The following is a 15,168-nucleotide window of genomic DNA, read 5'->3' as shown; positions in this document are numbered from 1 at the left end:
ACTTTTAATGTGTGAATTGAACAATTAAAATAACTGCTGTAGGGGCTTGGCTCTTACGATTGTGGGATTTCGGATTTTTAAAGACAAATGCCTGCCGCCATTTTGTTCCATAAGTTGTACTTGCAGATATTTCATATCCGGGATAGTGAACTTAGGTAAAGCAAAAATAATTCGTTGTGCTGACCGCTCCTTGATCATCTTCGTATCACCATAAATAGCTACCGGATTAAGTTCCATTTGCTGAATGGCTGTTCGCTTGGATTTCTGCTGATCAAGAATTGTCAGCCGGAATTGTTCAATATCGTACCCGATGTCAGCGTAATTTTGCAGCTTGAACTGTAAATACATCAAATTGTCTTTCACATAGACACCTTCCAGACTGATTTCGATACCATACTTTTTGTCTTTCTTATGATTAATGAAGGCTTTCTGTTTAGCTAATTTTTCAGCCACTTGGATAGTATGCGCTTCCTTGCCATTCTCATTGGAGAACAAAACTTCTGGCTCTGTTTTACCATAAGGATTTTCAATCCTGATTAAGTAGCTAACAGGATTTTCCGCATAATTCACAAGAAATGAATACAGCTTTCCATCCGCAGTAATCACTGTAAGATTAGTTTCATCGAATTCCGGTTTTGCAGCTTTCAGCAGCAGCACATTCGAAACATCCTTAACTTTTTGAACCAATAAATCCTTAGTTCCCCGGTCCACACTTTTGATTGCAAAAGGAAATACAATACAGGTGGTTTTGAAACAGGTTATGGTCAATCGTTTGGGGATGTATTCTTCATCTTGCAGTGAGGATACATCTTGAGCTTTAAGTAATGGACTAAAAAGGAATAGAACAATTCCGATTAACCCTAACACACTTATCTTTTTCATTGGAATTATTTTCTTAATATATAATATCTTGATTATTTATCTCTATTTAAAAGCCAGCAATTAATGGATCTGGTTTTGCTTTTCATCTATCAACAGTACCTTATAACCTGCTTTTACCGTTACTTTGGTTAACTTCATCCGTTTACTGACCAGGTTTTTCGCAGCTTCTACTCCTGCACTTGCTACTTGTCCGCTAAGCGAATTGTCCCAATCTGAAAGTCCAATGGCTTGCACCGAACGGTCGGCCGATTGTTTAGCCACATCCCTCGAGATTGCCCCCGGCACATACAAGCCCAGAATACCGTCCAGATCATACACCTTTAAAGCCACCGGGAATATGGCGTTCTGATACCGAATGTTGTTAATCGTAATCATTAGCCGTTCATTACTTAGTGAAACAGCACCAAAAACAAATTGATCCTTTGGAATTAATGTGCCGTTTATATAGACATCTGTGGTAAGCCGCAGTTTGATGATAGACCCGTTTACCAAGGTCTGTGTTTCCTGCACCTCTGCCGTTATCGCGTTTTGTTCGGGTATAGTTTCCAACTCTTCCAGACCATAAAACCCCTTTTGAACAGGTGCCAGATTGCTAAAGGTTGTATATTCCTGATTTTGCCCGCCACCAGTCAGCAGAGATACCGGCATCTCCTCATTTCCGGAAGTCACCGCAAATAATTTCCCCTTTTCTTCTATAAAGGTTTGTTTGTTTTTTTCCTGGATACGCTCAGGGTGCTGAATATCCAGTATTTTATCCAACATACCGTTTAGCTGCTGCAGCTCCTTGTCTTCTCCTTCAGGAGAATTCATGTTAAGCATAAGCTGCTCCAATCGGTCTACTTCTTTTCTTTCTACAGGAATTGTATTTTGTTTTGAGCGTATGTTAATGTTTGTCCGCTCATTTACAGATGGTGTTTTTCTTAACACCGTATTCAACTGCTCCAGCTTTTCGTAAATGTTCGCCTCACCAGCATCTGTTTGTTGGGATTGCGGATATGGAGAAGCGAGCAAACCCTTGTTTGCAATGTCAGGGATAACTATATCCATGACATTGTTTTCAATGCTATTGCTTTGCTTATAATAAGGATCATTCTTTATCAATTCTTTTAGTTTCTGTGAATCAGCTGCTGCTTTTTCATAATAACTCATTTTGGTAAGTGTTTTGTCTTCATTAAGGATGGCCTCCGGTAACGATAGATTAAATCCGCTCTGCGCCTTCGCTTCCGTACCGGCACTCGCAACTTTCCCGCCGCCAAGCGACCAGAACAAGAGCGTTAAAAAAGGCAGAGTAAGTATGGGTAATACCATTAATAACTTGCGTTTTTGTAAAAACGCGGGTGAATGTTGGTGTTTCATAGCTGTTATTTCTTTAATTGTGATTGATAATTAGTTTCTATGTAAAGCAGGCTATCCATGAGCCCCTGATATCGAACCAAAAGACTGTCATTCGTTCGATGACTTTGGAAATACTGTATTCGCTCCATAAGGATGTTCTTCAAACTATCCATTCGCTGCCATTCCTCCTTTGTGATCAGGGGTTGCTCAGTTCGGTTTCTTTTGAAAAAAGAGTTTGATGCACCCGGTTTTTTAATCGAAGTTATGCCAGTCGAGCTCTTCGTTCCTTTCACCATACCCTGATGAATAAAACAGCAACTACTGACAAAAGCGATGGCCACAAATAACACAAACATGGCCCTTTGATAGCAATTGGGTAAACGGGAAAAGAGGACTTTCATCCCTTGTGTCCACTTTTGCTGCACCAGGAGAATAGCGTTCGCTATGTGCTGGGCAAGGAATTCCTGAGCCTTCCTTTCATCAGTGGTTGCAGCAGGGTTCTTTTTGAGCTTTGGAAATCTAGCCATCACCTACCTGCTTTCTGTTTTCAAATCCCTGTTTTCAATAGTTTCCCAGCGTTCAATTAAGAAACCGTGCGGATTGTTATCCGACCTGCTTACATTTCGAAGGTAGCCCGCCGTTATCAAGCTACGCGAAACGATACTTGTTGGCCTGGTGATTCGCTGAAGTGCATAACACTGGAAACGATACGGGTAGCAGCTCACATCAATTCGAATACTGTCTATCGTTAACTGCTGGCTGATATTCGCTGAGATTACGGTTGCATAGAAGCCCTTTTCTTTCAAATTATCATAGGTCCTTTTGGCAGAAGCATCGGCCAAATAAAGCGCTTTGGTTATGCCTGACTGTATGACTTTCTCATCCGGATCCAGCGTGAAGAACAGTTGATGAAAGGTTTTTACATGATCCCTAACTTCTACTTCAATGTTATCCTTCCGATCTGAGGCATAGGCTTCCAATGCCTTTCCATTTGCCAGAATGTAGATCTTGTTTTGCATCACCGATACCAGCTTAAAGCTTTTGTATACTGCAAATCCGCTTAACACTGCGGAACATGCAACCACCAGTGCCGTAAATCCCCGGATATACTGGAAGGCGGTATCGATATTTTTTAGTTGTTTGAACATCGCGCTGATTTTTTAGTTGCCCGTTAATTTGTCATTCATATACCCTGAAGGACGATCCTTTTTATCTCCTTCATTAAAGTAACCCGAACTGGTTCCGCTGGAGCTCATGCTGCTACTGATCTTACTGGCAGCATTCCCCATGGTATCGGCAACCATACCCGCTCCTGTTGAAGCGGCAGCGATCGTTGTTCTTGAGGAGCTACTTAGCATACTGGTTATCTTTTGCGTCAATCCGCCGCCTCCGCCTGCATGAACGATGTAGTTGGCAATCGACGGAACGGTAAAATATCCGATGATACCAATGACCATAAAAACGAGGTAGGCTACATCGGTTGCGCTGAAGAACGTGTCGCCATAATCCTCTACTTGAGAGATGTCTATTGCCAGCATGTTTTCCTGAATTTTACCGATGATGCTGCCAAAGATGTTGGCCACCGGCAGCCATAGATAGATATTGATATAACGCGCAAGCCATACGGTTAGGGTATGTTGAAACCCGTCAAATACAGCCAATCCAAATACCAGCGGACCCAAAATAGAAAGCACCACCAGATGAAAGGTCCTTAGCGTATTGATGCACAATGCAGCGGCTTCAAACAGTACAGCCAGTATCTCACTCATCCATTCCTTTACCGAATTCCGGAAGCTGTACGACAATTTTGCGCTAACAAACCGTAGATCGTTGCCCAAACCTTCCAGCACGCCTTCATCCCCAGGATCAGCATTATCATAGGTGTATTTATACCAATCGTCCCTATTACCGGCTCCTGATTCTCCTATGTACATGTGCCAGGCATTGGTCTTTTTTATTGCCGCCTCTTTATGCTCTAACAATACCCGGATGGCTTTATCCGAATCGTCTACCATTGCGGAAGTTGCCGTTACCACCGGTTTCATGACCCCATTAATCAAAGCCAATACGGAAGGAAAAATCATGACACAAAAACCAAGTACAAACGGACGGAATAAGGGGTAGAAATCGATTGGTTCGGCATTGGCTAAATGTCTCCAAACACGTGAAGCGATATACCAGGTTGCTGCAAATCCGGCAATGCCCTGCCCGACACTGGTCAATTTGCTGTACAAAGGCATCATCTGGGTATACAATTGCTCCAGTACCTGATGCAGACTGCTCATCTCGCTTGCAACTGTCTGTCCATAGCAGGTAATTGGAAGCACCATCCCCGCAACAGCAGCTAATGCAGCTTTTCTATATGTTCTCATCATTTAAAGGTTAAATTTTCAATCCCTTATCCTTACTCACCTATTTATACCGAATGACAGTCGGTAGTTATGGTGATCCGACTCCGTATAGTTTTTGAATCGTGTTGATGCTGCGATGCTCCTTGGAGCGTGAAAGAGAAAGAATAGCAGTGCTGTTATTAAAACTCCTGAGGAAACTGAGTTTATCCTGAAGACTGACAAACAAATTATCGATGGCGGTTAAGCGTTCATCATCACTCATTCTGAGCTCGCCTGCTGTTACAATCATCACCAGTTCTTCCAAATCCCTTGCGCTCTGATCCAGCAGGTTGTCATATACGTTGAAAAGGTAATTGAGCTCTGCGGTTGTGAAATTTCCACTTGATTTAAAGCGCATGAATGCAGTTTTGTACTCTCCAACAAGTACCTTTTGCATGTTGATGATTTCAGCAATCCGTTTATAGTTTTTAACGGCAGGGCTTACCTCCAACAGTCCGTCAAGAAATGTCTTATGCAGACTGAAATTGCCCTGGGAAATATCCTTGATGGCATTATAGCCAGTACTAACAATCCGATAACCTTCCTGCATATCCTTGAGAATCTGCTTGAATTGATTCAATTTTTCAACATTCAGAAGCAACTGGGCAATCTCGTTCTGTTGGGCATTCGCGCGTCGAAACCCTGTTAGCATTATAAATGCAACTAACCCTATCATCACACATCGTTTCATCGTAATCCCGTTTTACTTTCATTAATCATTTGCTCGTCTCCGAAAGGAGAAGTTTTCTGTTCACAATCTCTCTTTGCTCTTGCGCCCTGGCCCTTTCAAGTTGCAGCACTTCATTGCTGAACCGCTGAACAAAAGAGCAGGCTTGCTGCATTTGATCATGGAGCTTATCAATTTTGCTTATGCGCTCATCATCTTTCATCTCAAGTTTTCCGTTTTCGATTACTAAAATCAGCTCATCCTCCAATTGCTTACTATCCCGTTCGATGCGCTGAAAGACCTTTATCAGGTAGAGTCTTTCCTCCCTATCAAAGGCCTTACTCTCTTTAAGTTGCTTGTTCATTTCATCGATAACCTTCCGAATTTTCAGGCGGCTCTCGATGATCTCTTTTACCCTGGCGTGCTGTTTTATGGCCGGGTTGACATTTTTTAAAGAATTGAAGTATTCCGTATGCAGCCCGAATTCTCCGCTTTTAAATCCCTCAATCAAACCCAGCCCTTGTTTTGCCACTAGGTATCCTTCCTGGAGGTATGCGGCATAGACCTTTAAGGCTGCAAGTTGCTGTACCAAGTATTTCTTTTGCGTCTTTTTTTGCCTGAACCATTCATCATAGCTTTGCGCTTTCAGACCGGGTGAACACATTAGCAGCAGGATCAACATCACAAGTTTTCTCATATCCGGTTTTTATTGCAGGTTATAGAATCGCTTAACAGCTTCAACATCATGCTGCGCTTTGGCCCGCATTAAACTCAGACGGATATTCCGCCTGTTGAATTTGATTAAGTCATAAAAAACAATATCTATCTGTTTATCGGCCTGTTCAATGAGTTCGAGCCGTTTGGCATCGCTCATTTGTGTTTGAAATGAATTAACTATAACAAGTAATTGGTCAATATTTTTAGCGCTTTGGCTTAACATACCTTCATATACTTTTGACATGGTATGCAGCTCTTCGGCGGTAAAATGTTTATCCTTTTTTAGCAGGTTCCATGCCTTTTGATAGGCTTCAAGAAGCCTTGCCTGCTTTTTTGAAATGTCCCGCACCTTTTGGTAATAAGCAATAATGGACTTTACCTTATTCAGTTCCTCAAAATACTCCTGATAAAGTGTTTTCTGACGCTCTGTCCACTCTGTTATTTCCTCCAGCTTAAGCTTTGCCATTGCGTTCTCAATTGCTTTCTGAGCATTTTGCAGCCAGATGGTTTTGTTCTGCAACCGTTGAATTCGCAGGTCCACTGCTTTGATCACTTTTTTAACGCCTGCTTTAATGACTTCAAGAATTCCGGCCGGAACTATGGCATTAGATTCTCTTGTCGGAAGCAGCGTGAATCCGCAGCACAGCAGTGCAATTAGCACCTTTTGAATTTTCTTCATAACCTATTTCCTTTTATTATTTATCCCCGTTTCACTGAACAAAGCCTTTATACCTTTTTCAATGCCACCGTATTTCTTTGCATATTCCTGCACTTTCATCTTTTCAGTTTCCTCGGTTGTATAGACCAGATATTCCTCCGGGGATACTTCCGTACGATACACCTTGGAATGCATTCCTCCCAGGGAAATAAAGACCTCTTTGTATTTCCGATTCGGGTCGTTTGCTTTATTGACCGAGAGCACCAAAGCTTTTTCTTTTTCAGTCAGACCCAGTAGTTCCTGTATCTGATCGAACTTATTCTGGTATTTGGATTGATCCAAAAGGATCTTGCAATCGGCATTGTTGATGATGGCCTGCTTTACTATAGGACTGCTGATCACATCTTCAATTTCCTGGGTAACGACGATGGCCTCGCCGAAAAATTTGCGAACTGTTTTAAACAGGTATTTGATGTATTCTGCCATCCCTTCTTTAGCGATTGCTTTCCAGGCTTCTTCGATCAGGATCATTTTACGGATGCCTTTGAGCTTGCGCATCTTACTGATAAAGACTTCCATAATGATAATGGTGACCACCGGAAAAAGAATCGGATGATCTTTTATGTTATCCAGTTCAAAAACAATAAAACGTTCATTAAGCAGATTAAGATTCCCAGTCGCATTGAGCAGGTAGTCAAATTCCCCTCCTTTATAATACGGCCTGAGTACGTAGAGGAAGTTGTTGATATCAAAATCCTTTTCTTTCACATTGTCGTTGGCAAGAACAGTTGTAAACTCATCCCGCAGGTATTCATAAAAGCTGTTAAAACCCGGAAAGATGGATGGGATGGTTTCCAGCTTTTTATAGTAAAGTCCGAGGGCGTTGGACAGAGCAACGTATTCACTACGCTTAAATGTTTCATCGTCCTTTTTCCATAAGGCAAGCAATAGTGTTTTAATGCTTTCCTTTTTCTCCGTATCCAATTGATCGTCTGATCCGATGTAAAAAGGGTTGAAACAAATGGGGTGCTTTTCATCATAAGTGAAATAGTAGCCACCAACCATCTCACAAAGACCCTTATAGCTGTGACCCACATCTACCAAAACAACATGGGTTCCCTGTTCATAATAAGAACGCACCATATGATTGGTAAAAAAGGACTTGCCGCTGCCGCTCGGCCCTAAAATGAATTTATTACGGTTGGTACAGTAACCTCGTTTAATGGGCTCATCGCTAATGTCCACATGTACCGGAAAGCCTGTAAGCCGGTCGCCTAAACGAATGCCAAAGGGGCTTAGCGATGATCTGTAACTCGTTTCCAAGTTTAAAAAGCAAGTCGCCTGTTCACAAAATGTATCAAACGTATCGTTCATCGGAAAATCCGCTTCGTTTCCGGGAATGCCGGCCCAGAATATCTGCGGAGCACCAACGGTTTCCAGTTTTCCTGTTGCATCCAGTTCCGCAAGGGCTGAAATGATCTTGTTTTTCAGTTCTTTTAATTCGGACTTCTGATCCGTCCATGCCAGTACGTTAAAATGTGCTTTAACCGGAAGTCTTTGGTGGCTGATGGCTTCATTTAAGAAATCATTGGTCGCATCACGGGCAATTAAATTTTCTCGTGAATAGGCTGACAATGATTGCAGGCGCAGGCGCTTACTCTCTAGTTTCTTCAGGGTTTGAGCATTATCCTCGATAAAGATGTACTGGTTGTAAATATGATTGCAGGAAAGCAGTTGCCCTAAGGAGGAGGCAAAACCAACACTGAATTTTGTTCGGTCCGTAGAATAGCGATCATAGTTAATTCGCGCTCCACACAGGGCTGGTAAATCAGCTGCGTCGGTAAGCGTGAATAGCTGGCAGTGTGCATCCCCAACTTTAAGGCCCTCGTCAAAGCTGATGTCTTTTAACAATGGCAAGCCATGTTCATCTGTCGATAATGCACAATAGCGTTCTATCAATCCTGCTTTGTTAATCGTTCCAACCAGATCCTCTTCTTTCAATCGATTCAGTTTCACAAATCCGCTGTCTTCAAGGATCCTTGAGAATTGACCCGCACTATCCAAAAAATCCAGCAATAACTGCCGGTTTATTGTTTGGAGGGGAACAATGGAGCCTCGCAGCAGGTTGCAAAAAAGCGAAGAACTTGGCTTTCGACCGTCCGGCTTCTTGGTAAACAGTAAATAACAGGAATGCTTCAGATAAGGACGCTCATTAAAGAAACACTCGCTGCTTCGGGATAGAAAGCCTGTATCAGCTTTTTCAAAATCGGCAGTGTATCGACTTTCAGTAAACCAATCCTGTTTATGAAATACGGTGAATTTAGGCAGAACTTTAATTGCCTTCACCCATGCCTGATGAAAGGCTTCATACTCCTTATCCGATAGAGTGAACAATTCGGGCAGATCAACCTGAAATGCCACAGTTACGTCACCTTGCCTGGAAACAATACAATCATACTCCACTCCCATTATTGGTAAAATATCCCTCATCTGCTTTTCCATCATCACACACTTACCTTTTTTATTCTTCTAATACTTTCTTAACCGAAACACCAGGAAAACTTCGTTCATACACTTTTATCACTTTGGGAAGATTTCGCTTAGCCAAAGCTTTCATCAGGCCATGCTCGCCGTATTTATTACTCAGTGCATACAATCTGAAAATCAAAAAGGATCCTGCTAGTGCTACAATTCCGATGCACAGAAATGAGTTAACTTCGGCGATATACAGGATTGCAAATAGGATGAGCAGCAATATTACTCCCGCCCCCAGATACCAGATGTATTGTGCTTTTAACCCCCGAAACTCAATGCTTTTATTGATACCCTTATTGATCTGATATACGCTGCTACTCATTTTACGATTTTTTTAAATGCTCTTCAATTGTTTTTAATACCTGCTCTTTAAGCTTGGGATCATTTTGAGTGGCTCCTGTAAAATTTGTAGCGTTAAAGTGTTTATCACATAACCCTACCAATTGTATTGTTTGATAAGTTAGGGTGCCACTTTCTTTCATGCTAAAAAACTCCTCTTTAAAAGATTTCTTTAAGATTCTCCGGATATAATGAAATTTGGAAGGACGGAGTTCACTAGTCATTTCCTCAAGGCAGAGCTCTTCAATTACATTCGCCGGTTTTCCTTCCAGTATCAACTTTTTTAGCAGCGGTTCAACTTCTTTTACCTTTTGTTCCAGATAAGCTCTTAAGGAAAACTCTTCTTCATGCCTTACGATGAGTTCGGGATTATTGTGAATCAGATAAGCCCGGAGTTTCTCGATCAAAAGATTGTACATGGTAGTTGATTAGATACCAAAGAATGATTTAATTACTGTAGTAACTACTACCAGAAACACGCAACTTCCGAACCACGCGGCTGCCACCTTGCCCGTATCCGGATCTCCAGCATTCCATTTCTGGTAGACCTTTACTGCGCCTATCAAACCGAGGATAGCCCCCACCGCATACATTAAATTGGTGCCCGAATCAAAATAACTGCGTACTTTTTGATTGGCCTCTTCAATTCCTGCATTACCATCCTGGGCAGTTGCATAAAAACTGATCAGAGCCAAAGCCATACAAACCATCAGGCCTGATAATTTTCTGTTTGAAAACTTTTTGAATCCATTTCTCATTGTTTCCATTGCTTATTCATTAAAAGTCAATTGCTACTATTTCCTTCATCCGACCTTCCCGCATGCTGCGGGAAAACCGTCGAAGGTCTTACGGGACCGGCTCATACGCTCTCAAATGAGCACAATAACACGCTCTAACTCACTCTCTCACACTCTCTCATCCCTCTTTCGTTGTTCTTTTCCCGGAAGAAATTTTCAGCGGAGCAGTGTCTCCCACACGCTCTCCAACTCTTCTTCACTTAGCACCACTCCGCATAATTCCTTAGTCTCTTTGATCATAAAATTGGTAATAGCAACCCGGCAGGCAGGCTGATGTAACCCCTCATAGTTTGTTAGCTTCACTTTCAACTCTTTAAGCAGTTCTGCTTTACTAACATCTTTTCCTGCCTTTTCCAGGATGCTTCCACGTATATTACTGACCACTTTCTCTAATTCATCAACTCGAGAGAAGGAATTCTTAGCATGCTTATCAGTTACCATGCTAATAGGTCCAATACCTTGTCTTGTCTTCTTCATTAAGATCTCCTTAATGTCGGCTCGGTAATAAAGTATCATCACAAGGATATAATAGCTAATTGCCAAAAGACCCGTACCGGTAATAAAATCTTCCCAAGTAATTCCACTCAACATATCTTTTGCTTTTAATTTTTAAAATCAGATTGTTTCCGATCACATAAACAAAGATGGAGGATTGTCAAAGGCATTTTTGACACTATCGTGTTAGCTAACAACTATTTTTTAATGGGGAATTTTACTACCCGGGGTGTTGGAATAAGATGATTTCGTATGGAAGCAGACATGATCAAGTGCGATAACAGTTTGGAATGTATTATTGCACCTTATTTTCCGGGTATGTTATTACTATTCGCAGTTAGCTAACAAATCGAGAATTCTGGATGGTCAGATATGACTGCAACAAAAAAGAGTCGACTTTTAATTAAAAAAATCGACTCCACATCTACCTATGAAAAACATGCCCTGGGAGGGCAATGAGTCAAATATATGTTTTTTTACGTTAAGCAGAGAATTTCCTTTAGCTAATAAAAGTTCATATCAGCATCATCCATTCTTTTTTCCAGCCGCTCTTTCAGGTTATCAAGAAAAATCGTTCGATTCTTCTTGCGGATACGCATGCCTTGATATACCCTATAAAAATTTCCTAATTGGATATTGAACATTCGTTCCAAATTGGTAATGATGTGCTTTACATCCGTTTTTCCAAAATTTACGCATCCTCCGGATTGCAAGGCATAGGCAAGTTCAATCAATGCGGCCTTCGAATCTGTCCAAGTAGATAAAGATTCTTTTTGTTTTACCGGTTGCTGTTCAACCGCATCTAATGAATTCAACGAATGATTAATAAATTCTTTCAACTGTTCGAATGCCTGCACTTTGGCTAATTTAAAACTGTAAACAGTGGAAAAATTCGAATCCATATCCAGCGAGTATTCAGGAAGCAGAGGAATACGGCTTCCCTTTCTTAGAAAGAATACTTCATCCATATGGCTTTTATTCATTCGGTAATAGGTGTAAAGAAGATTATTGCGATCAAAAAAGAGTTTGATACGATCCAGTTCCTGCAGAAAATATGTTTTTTGAGCATCCTTACTTCCTATCGGTTTTGATACTTCCAGGTGGAACACTTCGATGAAATAAATCAGTTCTTTTAAAAAGAGCGGCTTGATTTCTTTGAAAAACTCGATTTCATCTGCCGGATCCTTGAATGCATAATCAAGCAGAAAGGTTTTAAGTTCTTGCAAGGCTGCCTCTACAATGTAAAACGACTGTTCTGATCTTTGTAACATGTTTTCAGATTCAATTGAACATTGCTGCAAACGTTCATTCATACGGGCATAAAGGGTTGTTCTAAATTGGTTCATAAGCATGTAAATATTAGAAGAGATTAAGGATTGCATAAAAATTACGTTCACCATATTCTAAGTATGATGGTGGTGAACACTCTTGTTATAAACAGCTCGTTAATAGCCTAACCATTTGAAGTCATCACAAAAAGCCAACCGAATAAACAGGAAGAAATTATGCAGACTTATCTCAGGCAAAACGCATAAAGTGTTTGTGTAATATGACTACATCTTAATTTAAAAGATAAATAACTAATTATAAATAAATTAACACCATCGAGATTAGTTTATTATTCCTCAATGCCAAGCCAATAGTATACTTTTCACTTAACGCATTTATTGATAATTGTCAACGCGTTAGTTGATTGATTTATTCCAGTTTTTCTTTATAAAGCGTCTAATTTTAATCTCACCAATCCGTCTGGCTATGAAACGAAATGGACTGCTATTGGAGTTAACTATTATATCGCTTATGCTGATGTTAAGTTATGCTGCTGTCAGCAAACTGATCAGTTATCAGGAATTCCAAAGTTCATTATCTCAATCGCCCCTATTACACTCATTTTCCGGTCTTTTAACAATTGCCGTTCCTGCGACTGAGCTTCTGCTTGTCTGTATGCTGTTAACAAACCGATTTAGAAAAGCAGGACTATTCGGGTCGTTATTTTTGCTTTCTCTTTTTAACTTCCTACCTGATCATAACCATCAATTTCAGTTACTATATACCCTGTTCCTGCGGAGGTTTACTTTCATCCCTTTCATGGAACGAACATATTGCTTTCAACATCTTTTTTATTGTTCTGATTATCCTGGCGCTTTATCTGAGGGAAAAGACGCCTTCAAAACTTATTGGCCAATCAGGGGAAAGCTGAAAACCTGAAGGAAAGAGTAAGCAATTAATCACTTTAAAGTTTTTGGTGCTTTTTGATCTATAAAAGCATCCACTATCATGAAACAAATAAGAATTAAGTTTGCAGTTCTTGCACTGATCGCTGGAACAGCACTGGCTTTTAGCACCAATGCTAAGTCAATCACGATAACTCCTGGATGGTACCAAGTAAATTCCAGCGGTGACCGTGCGAATGATATCCATCTTACCGATGACCCATTAGAAGCGGCCAGTTTCTGTGAAGCTCCATTTACTCAAAACTGTGTCGCAGAATATGATGAGGATGGAACTCGTGTAAGTGCAATCCTTCAGGGAGATTTCTCTAATTAATCGTTTCACAAGACCCATCCTTTAAAGCGGGATGGGTTTTTAGTTTTAAAGCATACCGCCATGAAAAGGAAACAAACCTACCTGTTCATACCCGCAACAATTATCCTGGCCATTTTTCTTAACTGGCTGCTGTACCTCAGCTACGACAAACCAAATGATAACAATGGGTTCACAAGAGTATTCATTCAGCCACTGACGACGGTTCATTCTACAATGAATGATGATAAAATCGTGGGCATTGCAGGGGCTGACAGTAACCGATTGTTCTTTTATACGAAGAATCCAAGCTTATTGGTTAGCACCTCCTATCATTTAACCAACAAGCAATATCAACACTTGCCTTTTATCCCTCATTCGAAGGTATCTTCTCGATTTGATATGCAAGTAAGCAACGCCAATGTGTATCTATTTGCAGGAAATGCGTCTTCAATCAATTATGTAAACAACAGAAGTAAACAAGTATATCATGTTCCTGCTCCTTCAATTTATACCAGAGCTGCATTGGCTGACAGCAGTATGGTTTTATTGCGTTTATTAATCGATACTTTAGGGAAACAAGATCAGGTATTTGCCAGATTAAACTTAAATAATGGTCAGTACTCCTATGACAACCAGCTTTCTGAAATTAAAGGAGATATCGGCTTTTCAACAGATGGCCTATTGCATTACGACTCGTTTTCCAAACTTGCCATCTATATAGCCTTTTACAACAATCACATCCTCTGCTTTGACAGTAACTTTAAGCTTCAATACAAAAGCCGCACAATTGATACGATAACTACCAATCGGACCGATTATGCTGCCGTTAATTCAGGAACTCAAAGAAAGTTTACCAATTCCAGTCCAAAAAGGATTATTAATAGCGAGTCATTCGTGAGTAACGGTAAGCTCTTTGTCAAATCAGCGCTGAAAGCTAATAACGAAACACCTCAAGACTTTTCGTCAAATACGGTTATTGATATTTACGAAATAAAAAATGGGCAATACCTTGGTAGTTTCTAAATCCCCAAATTTCAACAGCAACAGCTTATCCGTTTCCGCCTGTTTAACAACTTACTGGTGGCACTTTATAAAAATCACTTGGCTACTTATCAAATAAAACCAGCAGCACTACCTTATGATTAAGAGATAACATCATTTTTAAAACTCCTCCATTGCTCAAGTTTTAGTAAAACACTTCTCAACCTAAACCTTGTTTTTTGAAAATGAAAACAGGGGAAATATTCCAGATACAAATTTCTTATTTTCAAATATTTACATTACATTCGATTAAGACATTTTACTACACCACATGAAAAATATTTTAAAGTTGCTTTGCAACATTTTACCCTTAATCGTAATTTCTTTACAGGGATGTCAAAAAGAGGATGACGTTGACGATTCTCGCTTTGGATGTTACATAAATGGAGTTAAATGGGGGCCTTATTCGAATGATTTTAAATTTAATCCCGTCAGAGCAGACAGAGTGACTTGGTCAGGAGGGACTACATTACTAATAGCCGCACATAATCAAGAAAATAAAACAGAAATGGTTGCCTTTGTTTTAAAAGACTTTGTTGGCGAACCTAAAACTTACAAATTGGACTTACCTTCAAGCTCACATGGATTAGTTACTTTAAAAGACTATACTGAATATGAGACCGATCTTAGTAATATTGGGCAGGTTGATGTCGTGAAAATTGATACCGTTAAAAAGCAGATATCCGGCAATTTTTCTTTTTCTGCTAAAATGAAAAACAGTAATGCTTTTTTGAAAGTGAATAAGGGCTATTTTAATGTAACATACAAGGTTTATTATCAATAATA

The 15,168-nt window shown here is 40.3% G+C and carries 18 protein-coding genes and 1 pseudogene; 5 read left to right on the top strand and 14 right to left on the bottom strand.

Annotated features, from left to right (window positions below):
• Window positions 1–24: 24 nt before the first annotated feature.
• From traN to SOLCA_RS00980, 14 genes are all read right to left on the bottom strand, one after another.
• On the bottom strand, window positions 25–882 hold the full coding sequence (gene traN / locus SOLCA_RS01045) for a conjugative transposon protein TraN (protein ID WP_014678588.1): 858 nt from the start codon (window positions 880–882) through the stop codon (window positions 25–27).
• Window positions 883–942: 60 nt separating this feature from the next.
• A complete protein-coding gene (gene traM / locus SOLCA_RS01040) occupies window positions 943–2,238 on the bottom strand; it encodes a conjugative transposon protein TraM (RefSeq protein WP_014678587.1) in 1,296 nt (431 codons plus the stop codon).
• Window positions 2,239–2,243: 5 nt separating this feature from the next.
• Window positions 2,244–2,744, bottom strand: a complete 501-nt coding sequence (locus SOLCA_RS01035; RefSeq protein ID WP_014678586.1) for a hypothetical protein — start codon at window positions 2,742–2,744, stop codon at window positions 2,244–2,246.
• A 3-nt stretch (window positions 2,745–2,747) separates the two neighbouring features.
• Complete coding sequence (gene traK, locus SOLCA_RS01030; protein ID WP_014678585.1) at window positions 2,748–3,365, bottom strand: conjugative transposon protein TraK; 618 nt, start codon at window positions 3,363–3,365, stop codon at window positions 2,748–2,750.
• A 12-nt stretch (window positions 3,366–3,377) separates the two neighbouring features.
• A complete protein-coding gene (gene traJ, locus SOLCA_RS01025) occupies window positions 3,378–4,592 on the bottom strand; it encodes a conjugative transposon protein TraJ (protein WP_014678584.1) in 1,215 nt (404 codons plus the stop codon).
• Window positions 4,593–4,656: 64 nt separating this feature from the next.
• On the bottom strand, window positions 4,657–5,298 hold the full coding sequence (locus tag SOLCA_RS01020) for a hypothetical protein (protein ID WP_014678583.1): 642 nt from the start codon (window positions 5,296–5,298) through the stop codon (window positions 4,657–4,659).
• 25 nt (window positions 5,299–5,323) lie between these two features.
• A complete protein-coding gene (locus tag SOLCA_RS01015) occupies window positions 5,324–5,971 on the bottom strand; it encodes a hypothetical protein (protein WP_014678582.1) in 648 nt (215 codons plus the stop codon).
• Between the two features lie 9 nt (window positions 5,972–5,980).
• Window positions 5,981–6,670 (bottom strand): hypothetical protein, encoded by a 690-nt coding sequence (locus SOLCA_RS01010; RefSeq protein ID WP_014678581.1) that lies wholly within the window; start codon window positions 6,668–6,670, stop codon window positions 5,981–5,983.
• A gap of 3 nt (window positions 6,671–6,673) precedes the next feature.
• Window positions 6,674–9,154: a TraG family conjugative transposon ATPase gene (locus tag SOLCA_RS01005; RefSeq protein WP_014678580.1), complete on the bottom strand. Its 2,481-nt coding sequence runs from the start codon at window positions 9,152–9,154 to the stop codon at window positions 6,674–6,676.
• A gap of 16 nt (window positions 9,155–9,170) precedes the next feature.
• The gene (locus SOLCA_RS01000) at window positions 9,171–9,506 is read right to left on the bottom strand and encodes a DUF4133 domain-containing protein (RefSeq protein WP_014678579.1); all 336 of its coding nucleotides are present in this window, start codon (window positions 9,504–9,506) and stop codon (window positions 9,171–9,173) included.
• Between the two features lies 1 nt (window position 9,507).
• Window positions 9,508–9,942, bottom strand: coding sequence for a hypothetical protein (locus tag SOLCA_RS00995; protein WP_014678578.1), 435 nt, complete (start codon window positions 9,940–9,942; stop codon window positions 9,508–9,510).
• 9 nt (window positions 9,943–9,951) lie between these two features.
• Window positions 9,952–10,233: a DUF4134 domain-containing protein gene (locus tag SOLCA_RS00990; RefSeq protein WP_245536774.1), complete on the bottom strand. Its 282-nt coding sequence runs from the start codon at window positions 10,231–10,233 to the stop codon at window positions 9,952–9,954.
• A gap of 243 nt (window positions 10,234–10,476) precedes the next feature.
• Window positions 10,477–10,797, bottom strand: coding sequence for a hypothetical protein (locus SOLCA_RS00985; RefSeq protein WP_157604488.1), 321 nt, complete (start codon window positions 10,795–10,797; stop codon window positions 10,477–10,479).
• A 521-nt stretch (window positions 10,798–11,318) separates the two neighbouring features.
• A complete protein-coding gene (locus tag SOLCA_RS00980) occupies window positions 11,319–12,161 on the bottom strand; it encodes an RteC domain-containing protein (protein WP_157604487.1) in 843 nt (280 codons plus the stop codon).
• Window positions 12,162–12,570: 409 nt separating this feature from the next.
• Between SOLCA_RS00980 and SOLCA_RS23870 the strand changes: the two are divergent.
• The 5 genes and pseudogenes from SOLCA_RS23870 to SOLCA_RS00960 all read left to right on the top strand — a co-directional run.
• Window positions 12,571–12,816: pseudogene (locus tag SOLCA_RS23870) on the top strand (MauE/DoxX family redox-associated membrane protein); the annotation flags it as partial.
• Between the two features lie 19 nt (window positions 12,817–12,835).
• Complete coding sequence (locus SOLCA_RS23865; protein WP_407635810.1) at window positions 12,836–13,015, top strand: MauE/DoxX family redox-associated membrane protein; 180 nt, start codon at window positions 12,836–12,838, stop codon at window positions 13,013–13,015.
• A 77-nt stretch (window positions 13,016–13,092) separates the two neighbouring features.
• Window positions 13,093–13,362: a hypothetical protein gene (locus SOLCA_RS00970; protein ID WP_014678574.1), complete on the top strand. Its 270-nt coding sequence runs from the start codon at window positions 13,093–13,095 to the stop codon at window positions 13,360–13,362.
• A 60-nt stretch (window positions 13,363–13,422) separates the two neighbouring features.
• Window positions 13,423–14,364 (top strand): hypothetical protein, encoded by a 942-nt coding sequence (locus SOLCA_RS00965; protein WP_014678573.1) that lies wholly within the window; start codon window positions 13,423–13,425, stop codon window positions 14,362–14,364.
• Window positions 14,365–14,653: 289 nt separating this feature from the next.
• On the top strand, window positions 14,654–15,166 hold the full coding sequence (locus tag SOLCA_RS00960; RefSeq protein WP_014678572.1) for a DUF6252 family protein: 513 nt from the start codon (window positions 14,654–14,656) through the stop codon (window positions 15,164–15,166).
• Window positions 15,167–15,168 lie beyond the last annotated feature (2 nt).

This window comes from Solitalea canadensis DSM 3403 (genome assembly GCF_000242635.2).
GTDB classification, from domain to species: Bacteria; Bacteroidota; Bacteroidia; order Sphingobacteriales; family Sphingobacteriaceae; genus Solitalea; species Solitalea canadensis.
Note: the sequence above shows the minus strand (reverse complement) of the source record. Positions and strands in the feature narration are given on the sequence as shown.

Coding starts and splice junctions, on each gene's coding strand:
- SOLCA_RS01035 (WP_014678586.1), bottom strand. CDS start 2,744: ATGGCTAGATTTCCAAAGCTCAAAAAGAACCCTGCTGCAACCACTGAT.
- SOLCA_RS00960 (WP_014678572.1), top strand. CDS start 14,654: ATGAAAAATATTTTAAAGTTGCTTTGCAACATTTTACCCTTAATCGTA.
- SOLCA_RS00970 (WP_014678574.1), top strand. CDS start 13,093: ATGAAACAAATAAGAATTAAGTTTGCAGTTCTTGCACTGATCGCTGGA.
- SOLCA_RS01015 (WP_014678582.1), bottom strand. CDS start 5,971: ATGAGAAAACTTGTGATGTTGATCCTGCTGCTAATGTGTTCACCCGGT.
- traN (WP_014678588.1), bottom strand. CDS start 882: ATGAAAAAGATAAGTGTGTTAGGGTTAATCGGAATTGTTCTATTCCTT.
- traM (WP_014678587.1), bottom strand. CDS start 2,238: ATGAAACACCAACATTCACCCGCGTTTTTACAAAAACGCAAGTTATTA.
- SOLCA_RS01010 (WP_014678581.1), bottom strand. CDS start 6,670: ATGAAGAAAATTCAAAAGGTGCTAATTGCACTGCTGTGCTGCGGATTC.
- SOLCA_RS01020 (WP_014678583.1), bottom strand. CDS start 5,298: ATGAAACGATGTGTGATGATAGGGTTAGTTGCATTTATAATGCTAACA.
- SOLCA_RS00965 (WP_014678573.1), top strand. CDS start 13,423: ATGAAAAGGAAACAAACCTACCTGTTCATACCCGCAACAATTATCCTG.
- SOLCA_RS00980 (WP_157604487.1), bottom strand. CDS start 12,161: ATGAACCAATTTAGAACAACCCTTTATGCCCGTATGAATGAACGTTTG.
- traJ (WP_014678584.1), bottom strand. CDS start 4,592: ATGATGAGAACATATAGAAAAGCTGCATTAGCTGCTGTTGCGGGGATG.
- SOLCA_RS00995 (WP_014678578.1), bottom strand. CDS start 9,942: ATGTACAATCTTTTGATCGAGAAACTCCGGGCTTATCTGATTCACAAT.
- SOLCA_RS00985 (WP_157604488.1), bottom strand. CDS start 10,797: ATGAAGAAGACAAGACAAGGTATTGGACCTATTAGCATGGTAACTGAT.
- SOLCA_RS01005 (WP_014678580.1), bottom strand. CDS start 9,154: ATGATGGAAAAGCAGATGAGGGATATTTTACCAATAATGGGAGTGGAG.
- traK (WP_014678585.1), bottom strand. CDS start 3,365: ATGTTCAAACAACTAAAAAATATCGATACCGCCTTCCAGTATATCCGG.
- SOLCA_RS01000 (WP_014678579.1), bottom strand. CDS start 9,506: ATGAGTAGCAGCGTATATCAGATCAATAAGGGTATCAATAAAAGCATT.
- SOLCA_RS00990 (WP_245536774.1), bottom strand. CDS start 10,233: ATGGTTTGTATGGCTTTGGCTCTGATCAGTTTTTATGCAACTGCCCAG.